Below are 16,519 nucleotides of genomic sequence, written 5' to 3' on the forward strand. Positions count from 1 at the left end.
GAGGGTGGAGACGAGGTTGCGGTGGGAGGAGAGGATGCCTTTGGGGCGTCCGGTGGAGCCGGAGGTGAACATCACGCAGGCCACGTCCGACGGCGACAGCGGGACGCGCGGGTCTGCGGCGTCCTGACCGTCGATCAGTTCGCTCTCGGTGTCGGTGAGGACGGTGGTCCAGGGGCCGCCTACCCGCTGGTGGTGGCGGGTGTCGGTGACGAGGGTGTGGAGGTCGGCGTCGCGGGCGGTGCCGGTGAGGCGTTCGTCGGGGAACTCGGGGTCCAGGAGGGCGTATCCCCGTCCACTCCTCCAGCACCTGTCGGCGCTCGGTCTCCCCCAGCAGCTCCACCTGCGACAACGGCAGCCCCAGGTCCTCCAGCGCCGCCTCCACGAACCGCACGAACCGGTCCTGGTGCCCGGCCACCACCGCGATGTCGCTCACGTCCGCGGCCGCGTCGAAGTCGATGCGCAGCCCGCCCTCCGGCCCGAGGTCGTACACACCGACCGCGAGGTCCTCAACCGGCCCGTTGCTCAGGTTGTGCTGTGTGGTCGGGAGGCCGCAGAACCGCATCCCCGGTGCGAACGCCATGATGTTGACCAGCGGGGACGCGATCCGCCGCTCCCCCTCACCCAGGCCCAGGTCCCGGCAGATGTCCTCGTACCGGGTCCGCTGGTGCCGCAGTGCCTGGCGGGTCTCCGTGACCACCGAGCCCAGCAGACCGCTCAGCGATCCGTCCGCCGCCACCGGTATCCGCAGCGGTACGACGTTCGAGAGCATGCCGGGCGTGCAGCGCGCCAGCTCCGTGCGCCGGGCCGTCACCGGCAGCCCCAGGACCAGCTCCGGGCTCCCGCCGACCCGGTGCACGTACGCCGCGACCAGCGAGATCACCAGCATCGTCCACGGAGCGCGGTGGGCCCGGGCCGCCTCCCGCAGCTGCTCCACCCGGCCGGGCGCCAGGACCACCGTCCGCCGTACGAAGGGCAGTTCGCCCCGCACCGGGGCACCGCCCGTCCGGCCCTCTCCCAGGCGGGGGGTCTGCGGGATGCCGTCGAGGTGCGCGGTCCAGTGCGCGCGGTCCTCGGCCGCCTCCGGGGACGACCGGTACGCCGCCTCCTCCGCCAGCAGTTCGGCCAGCGAACCGAACGGGCTCGGCCCCCAGGGCTCCCCGGCCGAGGCCTGCTCGTACAGCTCGACGAGCCTGCGGTCGAGCAGGGCGATGCCCATGCCGTCGATGGCGAGGTGGTGGAAGCCGTGGAAGTAGAACCACCGCTCCACCCCCTCCTCGGTGCTGCCCGCCCGGATCAGCAGGTGCCGGGTCAGCCAGTCGGCCGTCAGGTCGAAGGGCCGCGCCAGTTCGGCCGCCATCCGGTCGCGGGCCGCCGCCGCCGGGTCGTCCGCACCGCTCAGGTCCAGCAACTCCAGTTCCCGGCCGTGCGGTTCGGGGTGAAGCAGCTGCCACAGGCTGCCGTCCGCCTCGGCGTCCGCCTCGGCGTCGGCGTTCACGACCTCGCCCGCTCCGGTGCCGCACAGCCGCAGCGCGTCGGCTTCGCGGGCCAGCTGGTACCAGCACCGGGCGAACAGCTCCGCGTCGAGCGCGCCCAGGATCTCCCGGTACTCCCCGATGTTGTAGCGGCAGCCCGAGGCGTCCAGACCGTGGGCCATCCAGATGTCGCGCTGCGCGGCGGACAGGGGCAGCCGCACAGCGGCCGGCCCGTGCGCGGTGTCCTGGTCGGACGCGTTGGGGGACATGCACTGGCTCCTCGGGATAGTCGCTGTGGCGCAAAGGGACGGCAAGCGGGCGGCGAGCAGGCGCCACGCGGGCGGTGCGCGGGGGATGGGTGGCATCAAGTGATGCTGGGAAACGGGGAGTTGCTCGGGGTGCTGGGCGGTCCGGCCGTACGTCATCCAACCCGCGGGGTGCAGCACGCGGCGGCAGTTGTTCCGGCACTCGGGAAGCAGTTCACGCCCCGGCGGCAGCCGCCAGGCCCGCCCCGCAGGCCGCCCGGACCAGGCCCAGCACCCGGAACCGGGAGCTGCCGCCCTCGTGCGCGGCCCGGACGGCCCCGCTGATCAGGAGCTCCCGCAGCATCCGGCCGCACTCGGGCAGGCCGAGCCCCGTCAGCCCCGTGAGGTCCGTCAGTGCGAACTCCTCCCCGGGCCGGTCGCACAGCGAGGCCAGCAGCTCTCGCGCACCCCGCGGCAGCCGCTCCATCCGCTCGCGCAGCACCGTCCGGAAGGGCTGGGAACCCCCACCCGTCCCCGTGTCCGCCCCCGCGCCCAGGTGGTCGAGGAGGGCGAGCGGATCGGCGTCCAGGCTCTGGTGCAGTGCGGCCAGGTCGCACACCACCAGCCAGGACGCCGCCGCGGCCAGCGCCCCGGGATGCCCGTCCAGGCGACGGCAGATCCACGCCGCCCGTTCCAGGTCGGCCCGAGCCGGCACGAACTCGGGCCGTACCCGCCGGACCTGGCCGAGGAAGACCCGTACCGCAGCGGCGGCGGCCGGGTCCGTGGCACCCTCGGCGGGCACCTCCAGCGGGGACAGCAGGAAGATCCGTTCGCCGGGCACCTCCCACGGCCCGTCCGAGGTGATCAGCAGCCGCAGCCCCGGGCAGGCACGGAGCAGCCCGGTCAGCCGGTCGAACCGGGGCGGCCCCGCCGGAGCCCCGTCCAGCACCAGTAACGCGGGCTGCTCGCCCAGCAGTTCGGCGAGCTCCCCGGCGCCGTCCGAAGTCTCGCCGGACCCGCCCGGCGCCACCGTGCACAGCTCGGCGACGGCCGCGGCGACCCGGGCCGCGGGCTCGCCCCCGGCGCAGCCGAGGTAGTCGGCGGCCGCACCGGGGAAGGCGTGCCACAGCACCGGCAGGCCACGGGTGTGCAGCCGCGCCGCGACCTCCAGCGCCAGCCGCGTCTTGCCCACCCCGCTCAGCCCCACCACGTTCACCAGCCGCTCCGTGCCCGAGGCCAGCTCCCCGGCGAGGACCTCCGCTTCGGTGTCCCGGCCCACGACCGGGTGCAGGGCGGTGGGCGGCGCGGGCAGCCGGGCCGGCCCGAGCCCGGTGGCCCGGCCCTGCTGGGCGGCCGCCTCCAACGCGGCCCGGGCCCGCGGCCCGAGCCGCAGGGCGTCGGCCATCAGCCGCACGGTGTCGGGACGCGGCCGTCTGGCCTTGCCCTGCTCCAGGTCGCGGATGGCTCTGACGCTGATCGTCGACAGGTCCGCCAGCTCCCGCTGGGTGAGCCCGATCCGCAGCCGGTGGGTGCGTATCAAGGTGCCCAGCGGCGCGGTGGCGGCGGCTCCGGTGGCGGTGGCTTCGGTGGTGGCGAGGGGCTGCACGTGCGTGTGCCGGCCCGTGGGCAGGTTCGTGTGCGCCGTCATGTGCCCGTTCATGTGCCCGTTCATGTGTGCGCTCCCGGCGAAGGTGGTGGGGAACGGCGTGGCCTGGGGTGGTGTGGCCCGGTTCCTGCTTCCCATCGTCGGCAGCCCGCTATCGCCCCGGCATCCCGGGACGGACGGCCCCCGGACGGTCGTCCTATCGCCGGTTCGCCCCGGGGCGGGCAGCGGGCCGGGGCGTGATAGCGCGGGGATAGGAGCGGGGCCGGTTCCGGGATTCCAGCGGTTCCTAAGTTGATGTCCAGAAGGAAGGAAGCGCCCCGGAAGGCCGGAGCGCATCGACGAAGGGACCCGAAATGAACCTCGCCCACGCCCTCCGCGCCGCCCTCGTCACCGCTGCCATCGCCGGGGCCGCCGCCCTCGGCACCCAGGTCGCCCAGGCCGACGGCCCCGCCGTCCCCGCCACCCCGGCGGGCACCACCGCGCCGGTGGCCACCCCGTCGCCGAGCACCACCACCGACACCAACCCCTGGGACTGACACCGCACGGCGGAACTCAGACCCCGGCGGCGGACCCCGTCGCCGGTACGCGCACCCCTGACGTCAGCGGCTCCAAGGGGCTCGCGGAGCCGGCCGGCTCCGCTCCCACCACGGCCGCCGCCCCCGACAGACCCCGCCGCACACCCGGCTGAACGGCAGCCCCGCCCGGCACAGCGGCCGGACCGCCCACCGCACCGGAAGGCCGGCCCACCGCATCGGCAGGCACGCCCACCGCATCCGCCGGAGCGCCCACAGCATCCGCCGGAGCGCCCAGCAGTCGCTCCGCCTCCGCCAGTTCCGGCTCCATGCGCCGCTCGCGGAAGGTCCGTACGGCCGTCTCCAGCAGCTCCCGCGACCGGGAACGCTCCGCCGCGCCACCGTCCGACGCGAGCAGCCGCGCCAGGTCCATCCGGACGAGAGCGGCCCCGCCCTGGTCCATGATCTGCTCCCGCACCGACAGCGCCTGGGTGTAGAACCCCTGCGCCGCCTCGCCCCGGCCCATGTCGGCGTACGCGTGGCCCAGGTCCCGCAGCAGGTGCCCCTCGCCGATCACGTCCCCGCCGTCCCGGCACAGCTCCAGCACCTCGCTGAACGTCCGCACCGCCCGCTCGTGCTCGCCCTGCCCCTGCAACAGCTGGCCCGCCCGGCGCAAGGTCCGCGCCTGACCGCCCGTGTACCCCACCGAGCGGTAGATGGAGAGCGCCTCGTCCAGTCGGCCCTGCGCGGCGGCGGTCTGCCCGCGCCGCATCCAGATGTGCGCGCTCTGCGTCAGGACGATGGCCCTGCCCACCACATCACCGACCAGGTCGAAATCCCGCAGCGCCCGGTCGTACAGGGTGAGCGCACGGTCCTCGTTGCCCCGCATCCGCTCCAGCAGCGCGAGGTCGCGGTGGCACAGGGCGAGCCCCTGCCGGTCGCCGAGCTCCTGGAACACCCCCAGCGCGGAGGTCAAGGCCGCCCGCGACTCCTCCGGCTGGCTGCGGCCGAGGTGCAGCACGCCCAGCGAGCTGAGCAGCGCCGCGCTGCCCCGCCGGTTGCCCGCCGCCCGCACCGCCTCCAGGGCGAGCTGGTGCGTACGCTCCCAGTCGTCGAAGTACCCGCGCGCCTCGAACAGCGTCGCCAGGGTCGTCGCCAGATCCCAGCACAGCTCGTCCATCTGCTCCCGCGCCGCGTGCTCGACGGCCTGGACCAGGTTCGCGTGCTCGCTGTCCAGCCACTCCAGCGGATCCACGAGCAGTTCGTCCACGCAGCTCGCCGGGGGCTCCCAGCGCGGGGCGGTGCCGTGCAGCACCGTGAAGTCGCCGCCGTAGATCCTGCGGTGGGCCTGTTCGGCCAGCGACATCCAGCCGCCCATCATCCGGCCGAGCGCCGCCGACTGGGCGGCGGGCTCGTCGTGGACGGCCAGCTGCTCCCGGGCGAACACCCGGATGATCTCGTGGAAGCGGTAGCGGAACCCGCCCGTGGACTCCACCCCGACGACGTCCAGCATCTGTACGTCGACCAGCGGCTCCAACAGGTCCGAGGGGAAGGGCCGGTGATCGTCGAGCAGGGCCCCGGCCAGCCAGCCCGGCAGCGTCGGCCCCTGGGCCAGGCTCAGCAGGCGCAGCAGCCTCCGGTCCTCCGCGGCCAGCCCGTCATGGGTCAGGGACAGGCTCGCCCGCATCGTCATCTCGCCGTGCGTGAGCTCGTCGAGGCGGTGCCGCTCGTTGGCCAGCCGGTGCACCATCGAGGCGAGCGTCCAGTGCGGGCGTGCCGCCAGCCGGGCCGCCACGATGCGCAGCGCCAGCGGCAGCCCGCCCACGGTCCGGATGAGTGCCTCGGCCGCGACCCCCTCGCGCTCCACCCGGTCGCCGCCGACGACGCGGACCAGCAGTTCCAGGGCCCGCGCGGTGTCCATGACGTCCAGCTCCACGCGGTACGCACCCGGCAGTCCCGTCAGCCGGACCCGGCTGGTGACTAGCACCGCGCAGCTGTTGCTGCCGGGCAGCAGGGGCCGGATCTGGCTCTCGGACGCGGCGTCGTCGAGGACCACCAGCACCCTGCGCGAGGCCAGCAGGGTCCGGTACATCTCGGCCCGCTCGTCCTGCGACTCCGGGATCACCGGCCCCGGGATGCCCAGCGCCCGCAGGAACCGGCCGAGCACCTCCGCGGCGGTGGCCGGAGCCCCGGTGCCGCGCAGGTCGCAGTACAACTGCCCGTCGGGGAAACCCGTGTCGGTGAGCCGGTGCGCGATGTGCGTGGCCAGCGTGGACTTGCCCGTGCCGGGTTTCCCGACGATCACGGCGAGCCCGACGGCCCGCCGTCCGCCCTCGCCGAGCAGGGCCCGTTCGATCCGGCCGATCTGCTCCTCGTCGCCGACGAAGTCCGAAGTGTCCGCGGGCAGTTGGCGGGGCGTCTCCTCGCGGTAGGCCCCGGGTGCGTCGAAGGGGTCCGCGGACCCGCCCCGCGGGCGGCCCCCCGGTCCCGTCGGGATCGGCAGGGGTGCACCGGCCGCGCCGACGCCGAGGCCGCCGACGCCGGTGGTCCGCCGGCTGTCCGTACCGGTGGCGGCTCCGTGCGCCGTACCGCCGGCCGCGTCCCCGCCGGGTCTCGCCCCGTCAGGTCTCCTGCCGCCCGGTCTCGCCTCGCCGGGTCTCCCGTCGGCGGGCGCCCCGCCGCCGTGGCCGTACGCGTCCCCCGCCGGGGCGCCCCCGGGCCGGCCCGAGGCGCCGGAGCTCCCGTCCGGGTACGCGGATCCCGGGTACGGGACCTGCGGCGGCGGGCTGTAGCCGTCCGAGCCCGGCCGGGACGGGGGCGGGACCTCGCCCGACAGGATCGCCGACTCCAGCCGGCGCAGCTCCCCGCCCGGCTCCAGGCCGAGCTCCTCCACCAGCAGTTCGCGCCCGACCCGGTAGCTCTCCAGGGCCTCCGCCTGGCGGCCCGAGCGGTACAGGGCCAGCATCAGCTGCCCGCGCAGCCGCTCCCGCAGCGGGTGGACCCGTACCAGCAACTGGATCTCGCCGACCAGCTGGTGGTGCCGTCCCAGGTCCAGCTCCAGCTCGATCCGGGTCTCGGCGGCGATTAGCCGTTCCTCGTCGAGCTGCAGGGCCTTGCTGCGCAGGGTCTCGCTCGACACCCCGCTCAGGCAGTCGCCCTCCCATAACTCGCCTGCGCAGCGCAGCAGTTCCGCCGCCTCGGCCGCACCGCCCTGGCGGCCCAGGGTGCGGGCGTCGGCGACCTTGCGGGCGAAGAGGGCCGCGTCGACGAGATCGCCCTCGGTCTTCAGGACGTAGCCGGGGGGCCGGGTGGTGATGGCGGCGGCGATCCCCGCCTTCGTGAACAGCTTGCGCAGCCGCGACACGCAGATCTGCACCTGGGTGCGCGCCGTGTCCGGCGGCTCGTCGTCCCAGATCAGATCGACGAGGTAGTCCGTGCTGACGACCCGGTTCGCCTCCAGGAGCAGGGCGGCGAGGATGACCTCCTGCCGTCCCGGCGGAATCCTGACCGGCCCGCTCCGCCCGGTCACCTGTAAGGGGCCGAGGATCCGGAACACGACCGCGTCCGGGGTGTGCGGCACCCCGCCGGGCGAAGAAGTCATGGGTCTCCCAGCTGGGGCACACCTGAGAACGGGTGGAGCGCGGGGTCAGTCTTCCCGAACACCTCTCCGGTTGTCCATGGTGTGGAGATTCGGTGACGGTGTCCGGGTGGGCGGTGATAGGGCGGCGATAGCCCCGAGTTGCGGTCCCCGAGGACGGTGTACCTGCCGCCACCTGGCCGGGGTGCGGCCGTACGGAAGGACATCCCCCATGAACAGCCGGAACGCCAGGAGGCTCCCGCCCAGCCCCGTCGTCACCGACTCCGGAGTCGACCACGTGCGCCTCGCGTACCACTACCTCGACGCCGGTGACCTCGACGGCTACGGCTCCCTCCTGCACGCCGACGCCCTCGGCGTCGCCGAGCTGGAGCGTCCCGCCCCCGGTGCCCGCCACCACATCACCCGGATCGTCGCCGACGGGGACTGCGTGGTGGCGATGGGCCTGCTCGCCCCGCAGCAGCGGGAGTTCGTCGACGTGTTCACCCTCTCCGCCGAGGGAATGCTGCGGGCCTGCCGCCGGTACTACGCGGGCGGACCGCCCCACCGCTCCTGAACTTCCGCTTCCCGCGCGCCCCGTGGCCGAAGCGGCCGTTCCGGGGGCCCTGTCATCCGGGCGGCGCTATGGTGCGGGCGGGGACGGATGCACGAGGGGGGGCGGGGCACCGATGCGTTTTCTCTTTGTCCACGGCACGGGAGTCCGGCGCGAGCGGCACGACACGCTCTTCGCACTGGTCCAAGGCCGCCTGGCGGCACGATTCCCGCAGGCTTCGGTGGAGTCCTGCTACTGGGGCGACCGGTTCGGGGCGAGCCTCGGCGCCGGGGGCCGGTCCGTACCGGGGCTGCGCCCGCGCCCGGTCACCGCACCGGGACCGTACGGCGGCGGGGACGGGGACGGACCCGCGCCGGTCGACGCCGAGACGGCCGAGTGGGCGCTGCTGCTCGTCGACCCGCTCTGCGAGGTACGGGTCCTGGCCGAGGCGGGCTGGGACACCGGGGGCGGCGCCGACGACCCCGGCCGTTCCGACGGCCCCGGCCACGACCCGTTCGCGATGCCGGGGGTGCGGTCCGCCGGGGCCAGGGTCCTCGACCTGCTGGCCGCCCTGCCCGCGCCGGCGCAGGTCCCGGCCACGGGGGCCGTGCGGGAGGGCGACGGCGAGGACGAACTCGCCGCCCTGCTCCGGGACACGGGCCTCGTCGCGGGCTTCCCCGCCGCCCTGGACTCCACCGCCCGCTCCGCCGAGGCCGCCCGGGCCGCCGCCCGCGCCACCGCCGAGCACCATGCCCGCGAGCTGGCCACCGCCCTCGCCCGGGCCGTGACGGCCGCCGCCCTCGCCTCCGCCGGGACCGAGGCCGACTGCACCGGCGCCGAACGCGACCGCCTCGTCGAGCTGCTCGGCGCCCGCCTCGGCGGCGACGCCCGCGTGCCCGGGGCCCGGGCGGCGGCCGTCCTGGGCAGACTCGCCCAGAGGGTCACCACCCAGCCCCTGCTCAACGCCTGGCGCGGCTCGCTCACCGTGGGGGCCACCCCGGCCCTCGGCGACATCCTGCGCTACCAGGCCCGCGGCCACGACCTGCGGGAGTTCCTGCGCGAGCGGATCACCGCCGGGCCGGGGCCGACCGTACTCATCGGCCACAGCCTGGGCGGGATCGCCCTGGTGGACCTCCTCGCCCTCGCCGCCGCCCGCGGCGAGCCCGTCCCCGGCGCGGAACTGCTGGTCACCGTCGGCTCCCAGGCACCGTTCCTCCACGAACTCGGCGCACTGACCGCCCTCGCCCCCGGCGCGAAACTGCCCGACGGCTTCCCGGGCTGGCTCAACGTCTACGACCGCCAGGACGTGCTCGCGTACCTCGCCGGCCCCGTCTTCCCCGGCGACCCGCGCGTCACCGACCACGAGCTCACCAGCCGCCAGCCCTTCCCCGCCTGCCACAGCGCCTACTGGAAACAGGACTCCCTCTACGAGCGCATCGAACAGGCGGTGGCCGAGGCGGAGATCGGGTGATTCCCCCCGGTCTGCTGCCCCCGGGCCTCGGCCCGCAGCGCACCTTCGCCCTCGTCGCCGGCGTGGAGCGGTACGACATCAGCCACCACTGGGACCTGCGCGGCCCGGTCCGCGACGCCCTGCGGTTCGCCCGCTGGCTGACCGGCCCGGGGGAGGTGCCGCCCGGCAACGTACGGCTGCTGCTGTCCCCGCTCGACGATCCGGACGCCGTGCAGTGGCCGGACTCCCCGGCCATGGAGTCCCTGCGGGCGGCGCACCGGCCGGCCACCGAGGAGAACGTCAAGTCGGCGCTGCTCGACGAACTCCCGCAGTGCGACGGCGACCTGCTGTGGATCTTCTGGGCGGGGCACGGCTACCTCGGCGGGCGCCAGGAGCTGATCCTGCCCTGCGCCGACGCCCGGCCCAGCCAGATCCGCCACCTCAACCTCGACTCGGCCCTGCGCTGGTGGCGCACCGACCTGGTCAAACAGCGAAGGTTCCCGCTCCAGGCCGCCCTCGTGGACTGCTGCCGCGTCGACGCACCCCGCGACACCCGCTGGAACTTCGGCACCACCGACTACGGCGGCGGGAGTTCGGTACCGGGCAGACGCCAGTTCCGGCTGTACGCCTCCCGGGAGGGCGAGGCGGCCCAGAGCGACGCCGAACGGGGCGCGGGCCGCTTCACCGAGGCCCTCCTCGGCGAACTCGGGCAGCAGTCCGTGCGGGACGGGGTCACCGGACTGCCCGACGCGGCCCGCCGCATCCACCGCAGCTTCCGGGAACTGCGCGAGCGCGGCGAGGGCTGGCAGCTGCCGCAGTTCCTCGTGGACCGCGACTGGGACGCCTGCTCCTTCCTCGACGAGGACCTGCCCTCCGGCCCCCCGGCAGCGGCCACCCGGCTCGACCAGACGGCCTGGGACGGCCTCGGCGAACTCTTCGAGGGCCGCGAATTGCCGCGCTGCGCCCACGAGGCCTACACCTGGGCCTTCAAGGCGGCCGGCTGCACCACCCCGGTCAGCGGCGGACTGCCGGGGGAGAGCCTGCTGGAGGTGGTCCAGGACCTCGACGAGCGCCGGGGCGGCCCCGGCGGGATGCCGCTCGCCGTGCCCTTCGTGCGCTTCGTGGCCGACCGGGCCGGGTCGGGGCGGGCCGGTGTCGCGGACGACGCCGTCTGGGCGGCCCGGCTGCGGGAGTGGGTGCGGTCCACCGGGGAGCGGCTGTCCCTGCCCGCGCTGCCGCCACCGCCGCCACCGGCACGGCGCACGGCCCTGCACGTCCGGCTGGAGGCGCCGCCGGGCGGCGAGGACGGCTACCTGGCCCGGATGTGGCTGCGCAGGGACGCCACCGAGCACGTCTGGGAGACGGAGGGCAGCCCGGTCGCGCTGGACGCCGTACACGAGGAGCTGGTGCGGCGGCTCGTCGCGGTCGCGGGCACCCCGGGCGGCGGTCCGGAGGCCGGGCAGCCCTACGACGGCGTGGAGCGGATCGAGTTCCACGTGCCGTACGAGCTGCTGGACACCGCCTTCGACCGCTGGCCGGTGCCCCGGGGCACCGGCGGCCGCACCACCCGGGCACTGGGCCTGCTCTACGAGGTGGTGGTCCGCTGCCCACAGGAACGGGAGGACGCCCGCGCGGACTGGCGCAGGAAGTGGCGCTGGCTCGGCGCGCAGGGCGGGCGGCACGCCGGAGCGGTCCGGACGGTGGAGGACGCGGAGGTGACGGACGTGCTCGGGATGGAGCTGGGGGCGGAGCCGGCACCGGCCTGCGTCCTGGCGCACACCTCGGCCGGGACGCGGACCGGGGAACTGCTGGACGCCGTACTCGAAGGCGGGGTCCCGGTGATGGTGTGGCGCCGCGGGGGCGGCGCCCCGCCCGGCGGACTCCTCGGCCTGCTCGCACCGCCCGACGGCCCGGACGGGGTCCCGGACCCCGGGGCGCTGGACGTCCTCGCCTTGCCCGCCCGGGTCCGGGCGCTGCGCCGGGCCGCCGCGGGGGCGGGCCGCGCAGCGGGCCCGGCGCACCAACAGCCGGAAGGGGGAGACCGGTTGGTGCTGTTGTGGGACGATCCCGACGACACCCTCACCCTCCGGTCCCTGTCCTGATGCCGATGCCGATGCCGATGCCGATGCCGCCGCCCACGCCGCCGCCCGAGACGGGCAGGCCCGGCCCGAAGTCCGTCCCCGACCGACCGCGACACCCGACCATGGAGGCAGAGGCAGTGGCGAAGGACTGGTGGCTGTACCACGGGACCGGTGAGGCCGAGGTCCGGCGCGCCCGCCTGGAGGCCGGATCCCCGCCGCCCTGGCGGGACTTCACCGGTACCCCGGACCCGGGCTACGAGCCGCCCGGCTGCGCGGGACCGGCCTGGGAGCGCACCCGGCGGCGGGGCGAGGGCTACGTACCCGACGGCCCGGAGAAGGACGTCGTCAACACGGCCCTGCACCTGCGCAGGCCCCTGCTGATCACCGGCAAGCCGGGAGTCGGCAAGTCCACCCTCGCCTACAGCATCGCGGCGGACCTGGACCTGGGCCCCGTACTTCACTGGCCGATCACCAGCCGGACCGTGCTGCGCGACGGCCTGTACCTGTACGACGCCATCGGCCGCCTCCAGGAGGCCGGGCTGGAGCAACTGCGCACCCCCGGCGCCGCGGCCGCGGTCCACCCCGGCGCCGCCGCCCGGGCCGCTGCCGCCGAGGCCGCCGCCGACCCGGCCGCCTTCGCACCGGACCCCGGCACCGGCCCCTCCATCGCCCGCTACCTGCGCCTCGGCCCCCTCGGCACCGCCCTGCTGCCGCAGGACCGGCCGCGCGTGCTGCTCGTCGACGAGATCGACAAGAGCGACATCGACCTGCCCGGCGACCTCCTCACCGTCTTCGAGGACGGCGGCTTCGACATCCCGGAACTGGCGCGCCTCGCCAAGGAGGACCCCACCGTCGCCATCGGGACCGACGACGACCCCGACGCCGGCGTACGGATCAGCCAAGGCCGCGTCCAGTGCCGGTACTTCCCCGTCGTGGTCCTCACCAGCAACGGCGAACGCGACTTCCCGCCCGCCTTCCTGCGCCGCTGCGTCCGGCTGCACCTGGAACCGCCGGGACCGCAGAAGCTCGCCCGCATCGTGCAGCAGCGCCTCAAGGTCGACATCGGCGACAGCGAGGAGTACCAGGAACTCGTCCGGAGCTTCCTCGACCGGGCCGACGACGGCGACCTGGCCACCGACCAGCTCCTGAACGCCATCCAGCTCCGCCTCGCCGGAGCATGGTCGGACCCCCGCGACCGCGAACGGTTCCTCGGCACGGTGATGCAGCACCTGACGGGCCCCACCGCATGATCGAGGAACTGCTCGCCGCCTTCGCCGAAGGCGACGGGGACAGCGGCCCGCGCCCGGGAGCCGGGGCGGAGGAGATCGCAGACATCCTGTGGCTGGCGGCCCGGGTGGACCCGGCCCGGGCCCGCCCGCCCGGACCGCCGTCCGGCGCGGCGGGCGCGCAGCAGCCGCCGGGCACGGGCACGGACCCGCCCGGGGCCGGCGGGGAGACGCCCGCCCGCCCCGCCGGGGAGGAGGCGGCCGTCGAGCTCTACCCCGGACCGGCGGCGGACCTCACGGGCAGACCGGCCGACTCCGGCGCAGGCCGCCGGGGCACGGCCCTGCGACTGCCCCGCGCCGCCTCCCTCGACGACCCGCTGGCCCTGATGCGCTCCCTGCGCCCCGTGGGCCGCCGCTCCATCGGCGGCCCGGGGGAGGAGCTGGACGAGCAGCTCACCGTGGAACGCAGCATCGAACGGATGGTCCCGACCCCCGTCCTGCGCCCCGCCGAGAGCCGCTGGCTGGACCTGGCCCTCGTCGTCGACACCCACCACTCGATGCTGCTGTGGTCGGACCTCGTGGACGAGCTCCGACGGGTACTGACCCGCAGCGGGGTCTTCCGCGACGTCCGCACCTGGCAGCTGACCGGCACCGGGCCCGGCGGCCTCCCGATGCTCACCCGCCGGCGCGGCGGTCCGCCCCGCAACCCCCTGGAGCTGGCCGACCCGGCGGGCCGCCGGCTGATCCTCGTCCTCTCCGACACCGTCGCGGGCGGCTGGCGCCAGGCGCCGCTCCAGGCCGTGCTGCGGCACTGGTGCGGGCACAACGCGGTGGCCGTGCTGAACGTCCTGCCCGAGCGGCTGTGGACGCGCGGCGCCGTGCGGCCCGTCGCCTTCGCCGTCCGCGCGGACCGGCCCGCCGCCGCCACCCGTTCCTGGCAGCAGGTCCCGCTGGCCCGCCTCGCCCGCTCGCCCCGCACGGGCCGCCGCGGGTCCGGCCGCGCCGTGGTGCCGGTCGTCGGCATCGGCTCGGGGAGCCTGGCCCGGCTGGTGCGCGTCGTCTCGGGGGACGGGCGGTGGCGGCGGCTGGCCTGCCTGCGCCTGGACGCGGAGCGGACGGATCCGGGGGCCGTGGCGGAGCCCGTCGCGGCCGGGCCCGGTACGGCGCCCGGCGCGGACGGCGCCCCCACCGCCCTCGAAGCGCTGGAACGGTTCCGGGCGGCCGCCTCCCCGACCGCCCAGCAGCTCGCCGCGCACCTGGCCGCCGTACCCCTCACGCTGCCCGTCATGAACCTGGTCCGGCGTTCCCTGCTGAGCGGCTCGGAGCACGGCCACCTGGCGGAGGTGGCCCTCGGCGGGCTCTTCGCCCCCTGGGGGGACACCGGACGCAGCGCCGAGGAGGTCGAGTTCGAGTTCCTCCCCGGGGTACGGGAGGCCCTGCTCGGCTCGCAGCTGCGCGGGGACGTGGCCGCCGTACGGGAGCTGGTCCGCCGCAGGGTCGGGGAGTACATGGCCCGCAACCGCGGTACCGGGCCGGACTTCTCCGCGACCGAGGTCACCACGGGCGAGCACGGCCGTCGCCGCCTGCCCCCGGGGGCGATCCCGTTCGCGGCGCGGCCGCGGACCGGGCTCCTGCCGGAAGGGCAGGAAGCACAGGGAGGGCCGCAAGCGCAGGAAGGGCGCGGCGGGCCGGAGACCCGGGCGGCCCCGGAGCGGCTGCCCCTCGGGTCCCTGCCGGAGCCGCCGGGCCTGGCGGACCGGGTCGTGCGGGTCCGGTACGACCCGGCACCGGAGCCGCAGGAGGTCGGCACGCTGCTGACGCCCCGGCTCGTGCTCACGACCGGCGACGGCCGGGCGGCCGCGAGCGTGCTCGCCTGGGTCCGCGCGGGCGACCGCGAGGTCCTGTGCCACCCGGTGTGGTGGGACGAGGGTTCGCCCCGGGTGTTCCTGCTCGCGGCGGGGGAGGACCTGGTGGACCCGCAGACCTGGCCGGAGCCGCTGCGCTGGGCGAGGCCGCACGGCGCCCGCCCGGAGGAGGTGTACGTCGACGGCCGCACGGACCAGGGCGAAGCGGTCCTGCTCACGGGGGAGATGGCCCCGTACGGCGGCGCCCGCAACGGCGAGCTGGTGCGCCTCTCCTCCGAGCCGGAGACCTGGACGCACTACCGTGGCGGCCCCGTCTCCCGCCACGGAGCCCTGGTCGGGGTCGTGCACGGGGTCTGGCCCGACCGCATGGTGTTCCTGTCCGGCCAGGCCGTGCTCCAACTGCCCGGTTTCCAGGAGGTGCTGGCCGCGCACACGACGGCCCTCCCGGGGCCGGGCCGGCCGGGCACGCCGATCTGCCTGCTGGCGCGCGTCCAGGCGTCCCCGGACGCCGAAGCGCTGCCGGCGGGGCCCGAGCTGGCCGACTTCCTGCGCGGGATCCTGCGGGACACCGGGGTGGCCGGGAGGGTGATCGAGACCGTCGAGACGGCCCTCCTCGTGGTGGACGAGCCCGCGGCACTGGCCGGCGCCGGCCGGATCCTGGCCGAACTGCCGGGCCGGTTCGAGGAGTTCCGGGACGACGGCGGGGCCGGGGCCGGACCCGGGCGGCCGCAGAAGCGGCTGGTGGTCGGGGCGAGCACCGGCCCGGTGGACAGCGCGGAGGACGGCTTCAGCGGACAGGCCGCGCGCGAGGCCGCCCTGCTGGTCGCTGCCCCGGAGGCCGCCGGGCGGCCCGGCCCCGGGCGCTTCCCCCCGGTCCGCCTGCTCCTGTCCACACCGCTGTACGAGGGCCTGCACAGGCTGCTGCGGCCCGACGTCCGGCTGACCCTGTCCCCGCTGGCCGGCGGGACCGAGGGCTGGCAGTGCACCCGGGACCCCGCCGAACTGGGCCGGGCGCTCCTGGAGGCCGCCGCGATCCGCAGCTCGGGCCCCGGCTGGCCGCACTGCGGTACGGGCTCCTCCGCGACCGATCCGCTCGGCTGCATCGGCATCCGGCAGCCCGGTTCCTCCCGCTGCCTGGCCCATCTGGGCCGGGCCGGACGGCAGGCGGCCCTCGCGGCGCTCGGCCCGGGATCGCCCGTGGACCTGCGGGGCACGACCTTCGAGAACGGCCTGCTCCAGCAAGTCCTGGAAGCCCTCCGGGATCCCGGGACGGGCCGGGTACGGATGGGGCGCGCCGCCTTCGACCGGGCGCAGTTCGTGGACGACTGGACGACGCGGGACGCCGAGTTCGCGGGCGGCGTGTTCTTCGTGCACGCCGCGTTCGCGGGCCGGGCCCTGTTCGACGCCGCCACGTTCGCCGGCCGGGCCTCCTTCGACGGCGCCGTGTTCCAGCACGTCGCCGCCTTCGACCGGAGCAGCTTCTCCGGCCGGGCCGCCTTCCGGCGCACCGTCTTCGCCGGTTCCGTGAGCCTGGCGGACGCCGCGTTCCGCGACGGGGTCTCCTTCGGCCGGGCGGTCCTGGAGGTCTCGGCGGACCTCGACGGCATGCGGGTGACGGGCCCCGCGGACTTCACGAACGCCGAGTTCCGCGGACCGGCCGGGATGAGCGGGGCGGTCTTCGTCGGCCCCGCGGTGTTCTCGTACGCGCACTGGGAGCGCGGACTCCTCTGCGACGGGGCCGTGTTCGAGGGGCCGGCCACCTTCGACCACGCGAGCTACCGGGGCCGGGTGCGCTTCGACGGCGTGCGCTTCCTGTCCGACACGGGCGTCCACCTCCCGTCCGCGGACCACCCGGACCACTGGACGGTGGAACGCCGCCCGGGCGGCCTCGTCCACCTGCACCGGCTCCTGAACCCCGAACCACCCCCGTGAGGG

The 16,519-nt window shown here is 75.9% G+C and carries 9 protein-coding genes and 1 pseudogene; 6 read left to right on the plus strand and 4 right to left on the minus strand.

From position 1 onward, the window contains the following. The 3 genes and pseudogenes from IO30_RS48230 to IO30_RS0132575 form a co-directional block, all read right to left on the minus strand. Window positions 1-276, minus strand: a 276-nt coding sequence (locus IO30_RS48230; RefSeq protein ID WP_425338118.1) for an AMP-binding protein, incomplete at its 3' end; no start/stop codon positions are given. An 88-nt stretch (window positions 277-364) separates the two neighbouring features. Then, a pseudogene (locus IO30_RS0132570) lies at window positions 365-1,897 on the minus strand (condensation domain-containing protein); the annotation flags it as partial. Window positions 1,898-1,952: 55 nt separating this feature from the next. Next, window positions 1,953-3,389, minus strand: coding sequence for a helix-turn-helix domain-containing protein (locus IO30_RS0132575; protein ID WP_234321650.1), 1,437 nt, complete (start codon window positions 3,387-3,389; stop codon window positions 1,953-1,955). Window positions 3,390-3,676: 287 nt separating this feature from the next. Here IO30_RS0132575 and IO30_RS0132580 point away from each other — a divergent pair, with 287 nt between their 5' ends. Beyond that, window positions 3,677-3,859, plus strand: coding sequence for a hypothetical protein (locus tag IO30_RS0132580; RefSeq protein ID WP_031149053.1), 183 nt, complete (start codon window positions 3,677-3,679; stop codon window positions 3,857-3,859). Window positions 3,860-3,875: 16 nt separating this feature from the next. Here the strand turns inward: IO30_RS0132580 and IO30_RS0132585 are convergent, their stop codons facing one another. Further along, complete coding sequence (locus IO30_RS0132585) at window positions 3,876-7,436, minus strand: AfsR/SARP family transcriptional regulator (RefSeq protein WP_107066950.1); 3,561 nt, start codon at window positions 7,434-7,436, stop codon at window positions 3,876-3,878. A gap of 208 nt (window positions 7,437-7,644) precedes the next feature. On the opposite strand from IO30_RS0132585, the gene IO30_RS0132590 reads away from it, so the two are divergent. From IO30_RS0132590 to IO30_RS41320, 5 genes are all read left to right on the plus strand, one after another. Beyond that, window positions 7,645-7,986 carry a nuclear transport factor 2-like protein gene (locus IO30_RS0132590; RefSeq protein ID WP_031149057.1) on the plus strand — a complete coding sequence of 114 codons (342 nt, stop codon included), beginning with the start codon at window positions 7,645-7,647 and terminating at the stop codon, window positions 7,984-7,986. A 112-nt stretch (window positions 7,987-8,098) separates the two neighbouring features. Then, window positions 8,099-9,433 carry a hypothetical protein gene (locus IO30_RS0132595; protein WP_031149059.1) on the plus strand — a complete coding sequence of 445 codons (1,335 nt, stop codon included), beginning with the start codon at window positions 8,099-8,101 and terminating at the stop codon, window positions 9,431-9,433. Continuing rightward, the gene (locus IO30_RS42380; RefSeq protein WP_031149061.1) at window positions 9,430-11,514 is read left to right on the plus strand and encodes a VMAP-C domain-containing protein; all 2,085 of its coding nucleotides are present in this window, start codon (window positions 9,430-9,432) and stop codon (window positions 11,512-11,514) included. Before IO30_RS0132595 ends, IO30_RS42380 begins: the two co-directional genes overlap by 4 nt. A gap of 101 nt (window positions 11,515-11,615) precedes the next feature. Next, on the plus strand, window positions 11,616-12,743 hold the full coding sequence (locus tag IO30_RS0132605) for an AAA family ATPase (RefSeq protein ID WP_031149063.1): 1,128 nt from the start codon (window positions 11,616-11,618) through the stop codon (window positions 12,741-12,743). After that, a complete protein-coding gene (locus IO30_RS41320; protein ID WP_037895842.1) occupies window positions 12,740-16,516 on the plus strand; it encodes a pentapeptide repeat-containing protein in 3,777 nt (1,258 codons plus the stop codon). The genes IO30_RS0132605 and IO30_RS41320 overlap by 4 nt, the downstream gene beginning before the upstream one ends. Window positions 16,517-16,519 lie beyond the last annotated feature (3 nt).

The organism is Streptomyces xanthophaeus, assembly GCF_000725805.1.
In the GTDB taxonomy this organism is placed as follows: domain Bacteria; phylum Actinomycetota; class Actinomycetes; order Streptomycetales; family Streptomycetaceae; genus Streptomyces; species Streptomyces xanthophaeus.

Excerpts from the sequence above, each read along its gene's own strand:
- IO30_RS0132575 (WP_234321650.1), bottom strand. The coding sequence starts at position 3,389 with ATGAACGGGCACATGAACGGGCACATGACGGCGCACACGAACCTGCCC.
- IO30_RS0132580 (WP_031149053.1), top strand. The coding sequence starts at position 3,677 with ATGAACCTCGCCCACGCCCTCCGCGCCGCCCTCGTCACCGCTGCCATC.
- IO30_RS0132585 (WP_107066950.1), bottom strand. The coding sequence starts at position 7,436 with ATGACTTCTTCGCCCGGCGGGGTGCCGCACACCCCGGACGCGGTCGTG.
- IO30_RS0132590 (WP_031149057.1), top strand. The coding sequence starts at position 7,645 with ATGAACAGCCGGAACGCCAGGAGGCTCCCGCCCAGCCCCGTCGTCACC.
- IO30_RS0132595 (WP_031149059.1), top strand. The coding sequence starts at position 8,099 with ATGCGTTTTCTCTTTGTCCACGGCACGGGAGTCCGGCGCGAGCGGCAC.
- IO30_RS0132605 (WP_031149063.1), top strand. The coding sequence starts at position 11,616 with ATGGAGGCAGAGGCAGTGGCGAAGGACTGGTGGCTGTACCACGGGACC.
- IO30_RS41320 (WP_037895842.1), top strand. The coding sequence starts at position 12,740 with ATGATCGAGGAACTGCTCGCCGCCTTCGCCGAAGGCGACGGGGACAGC.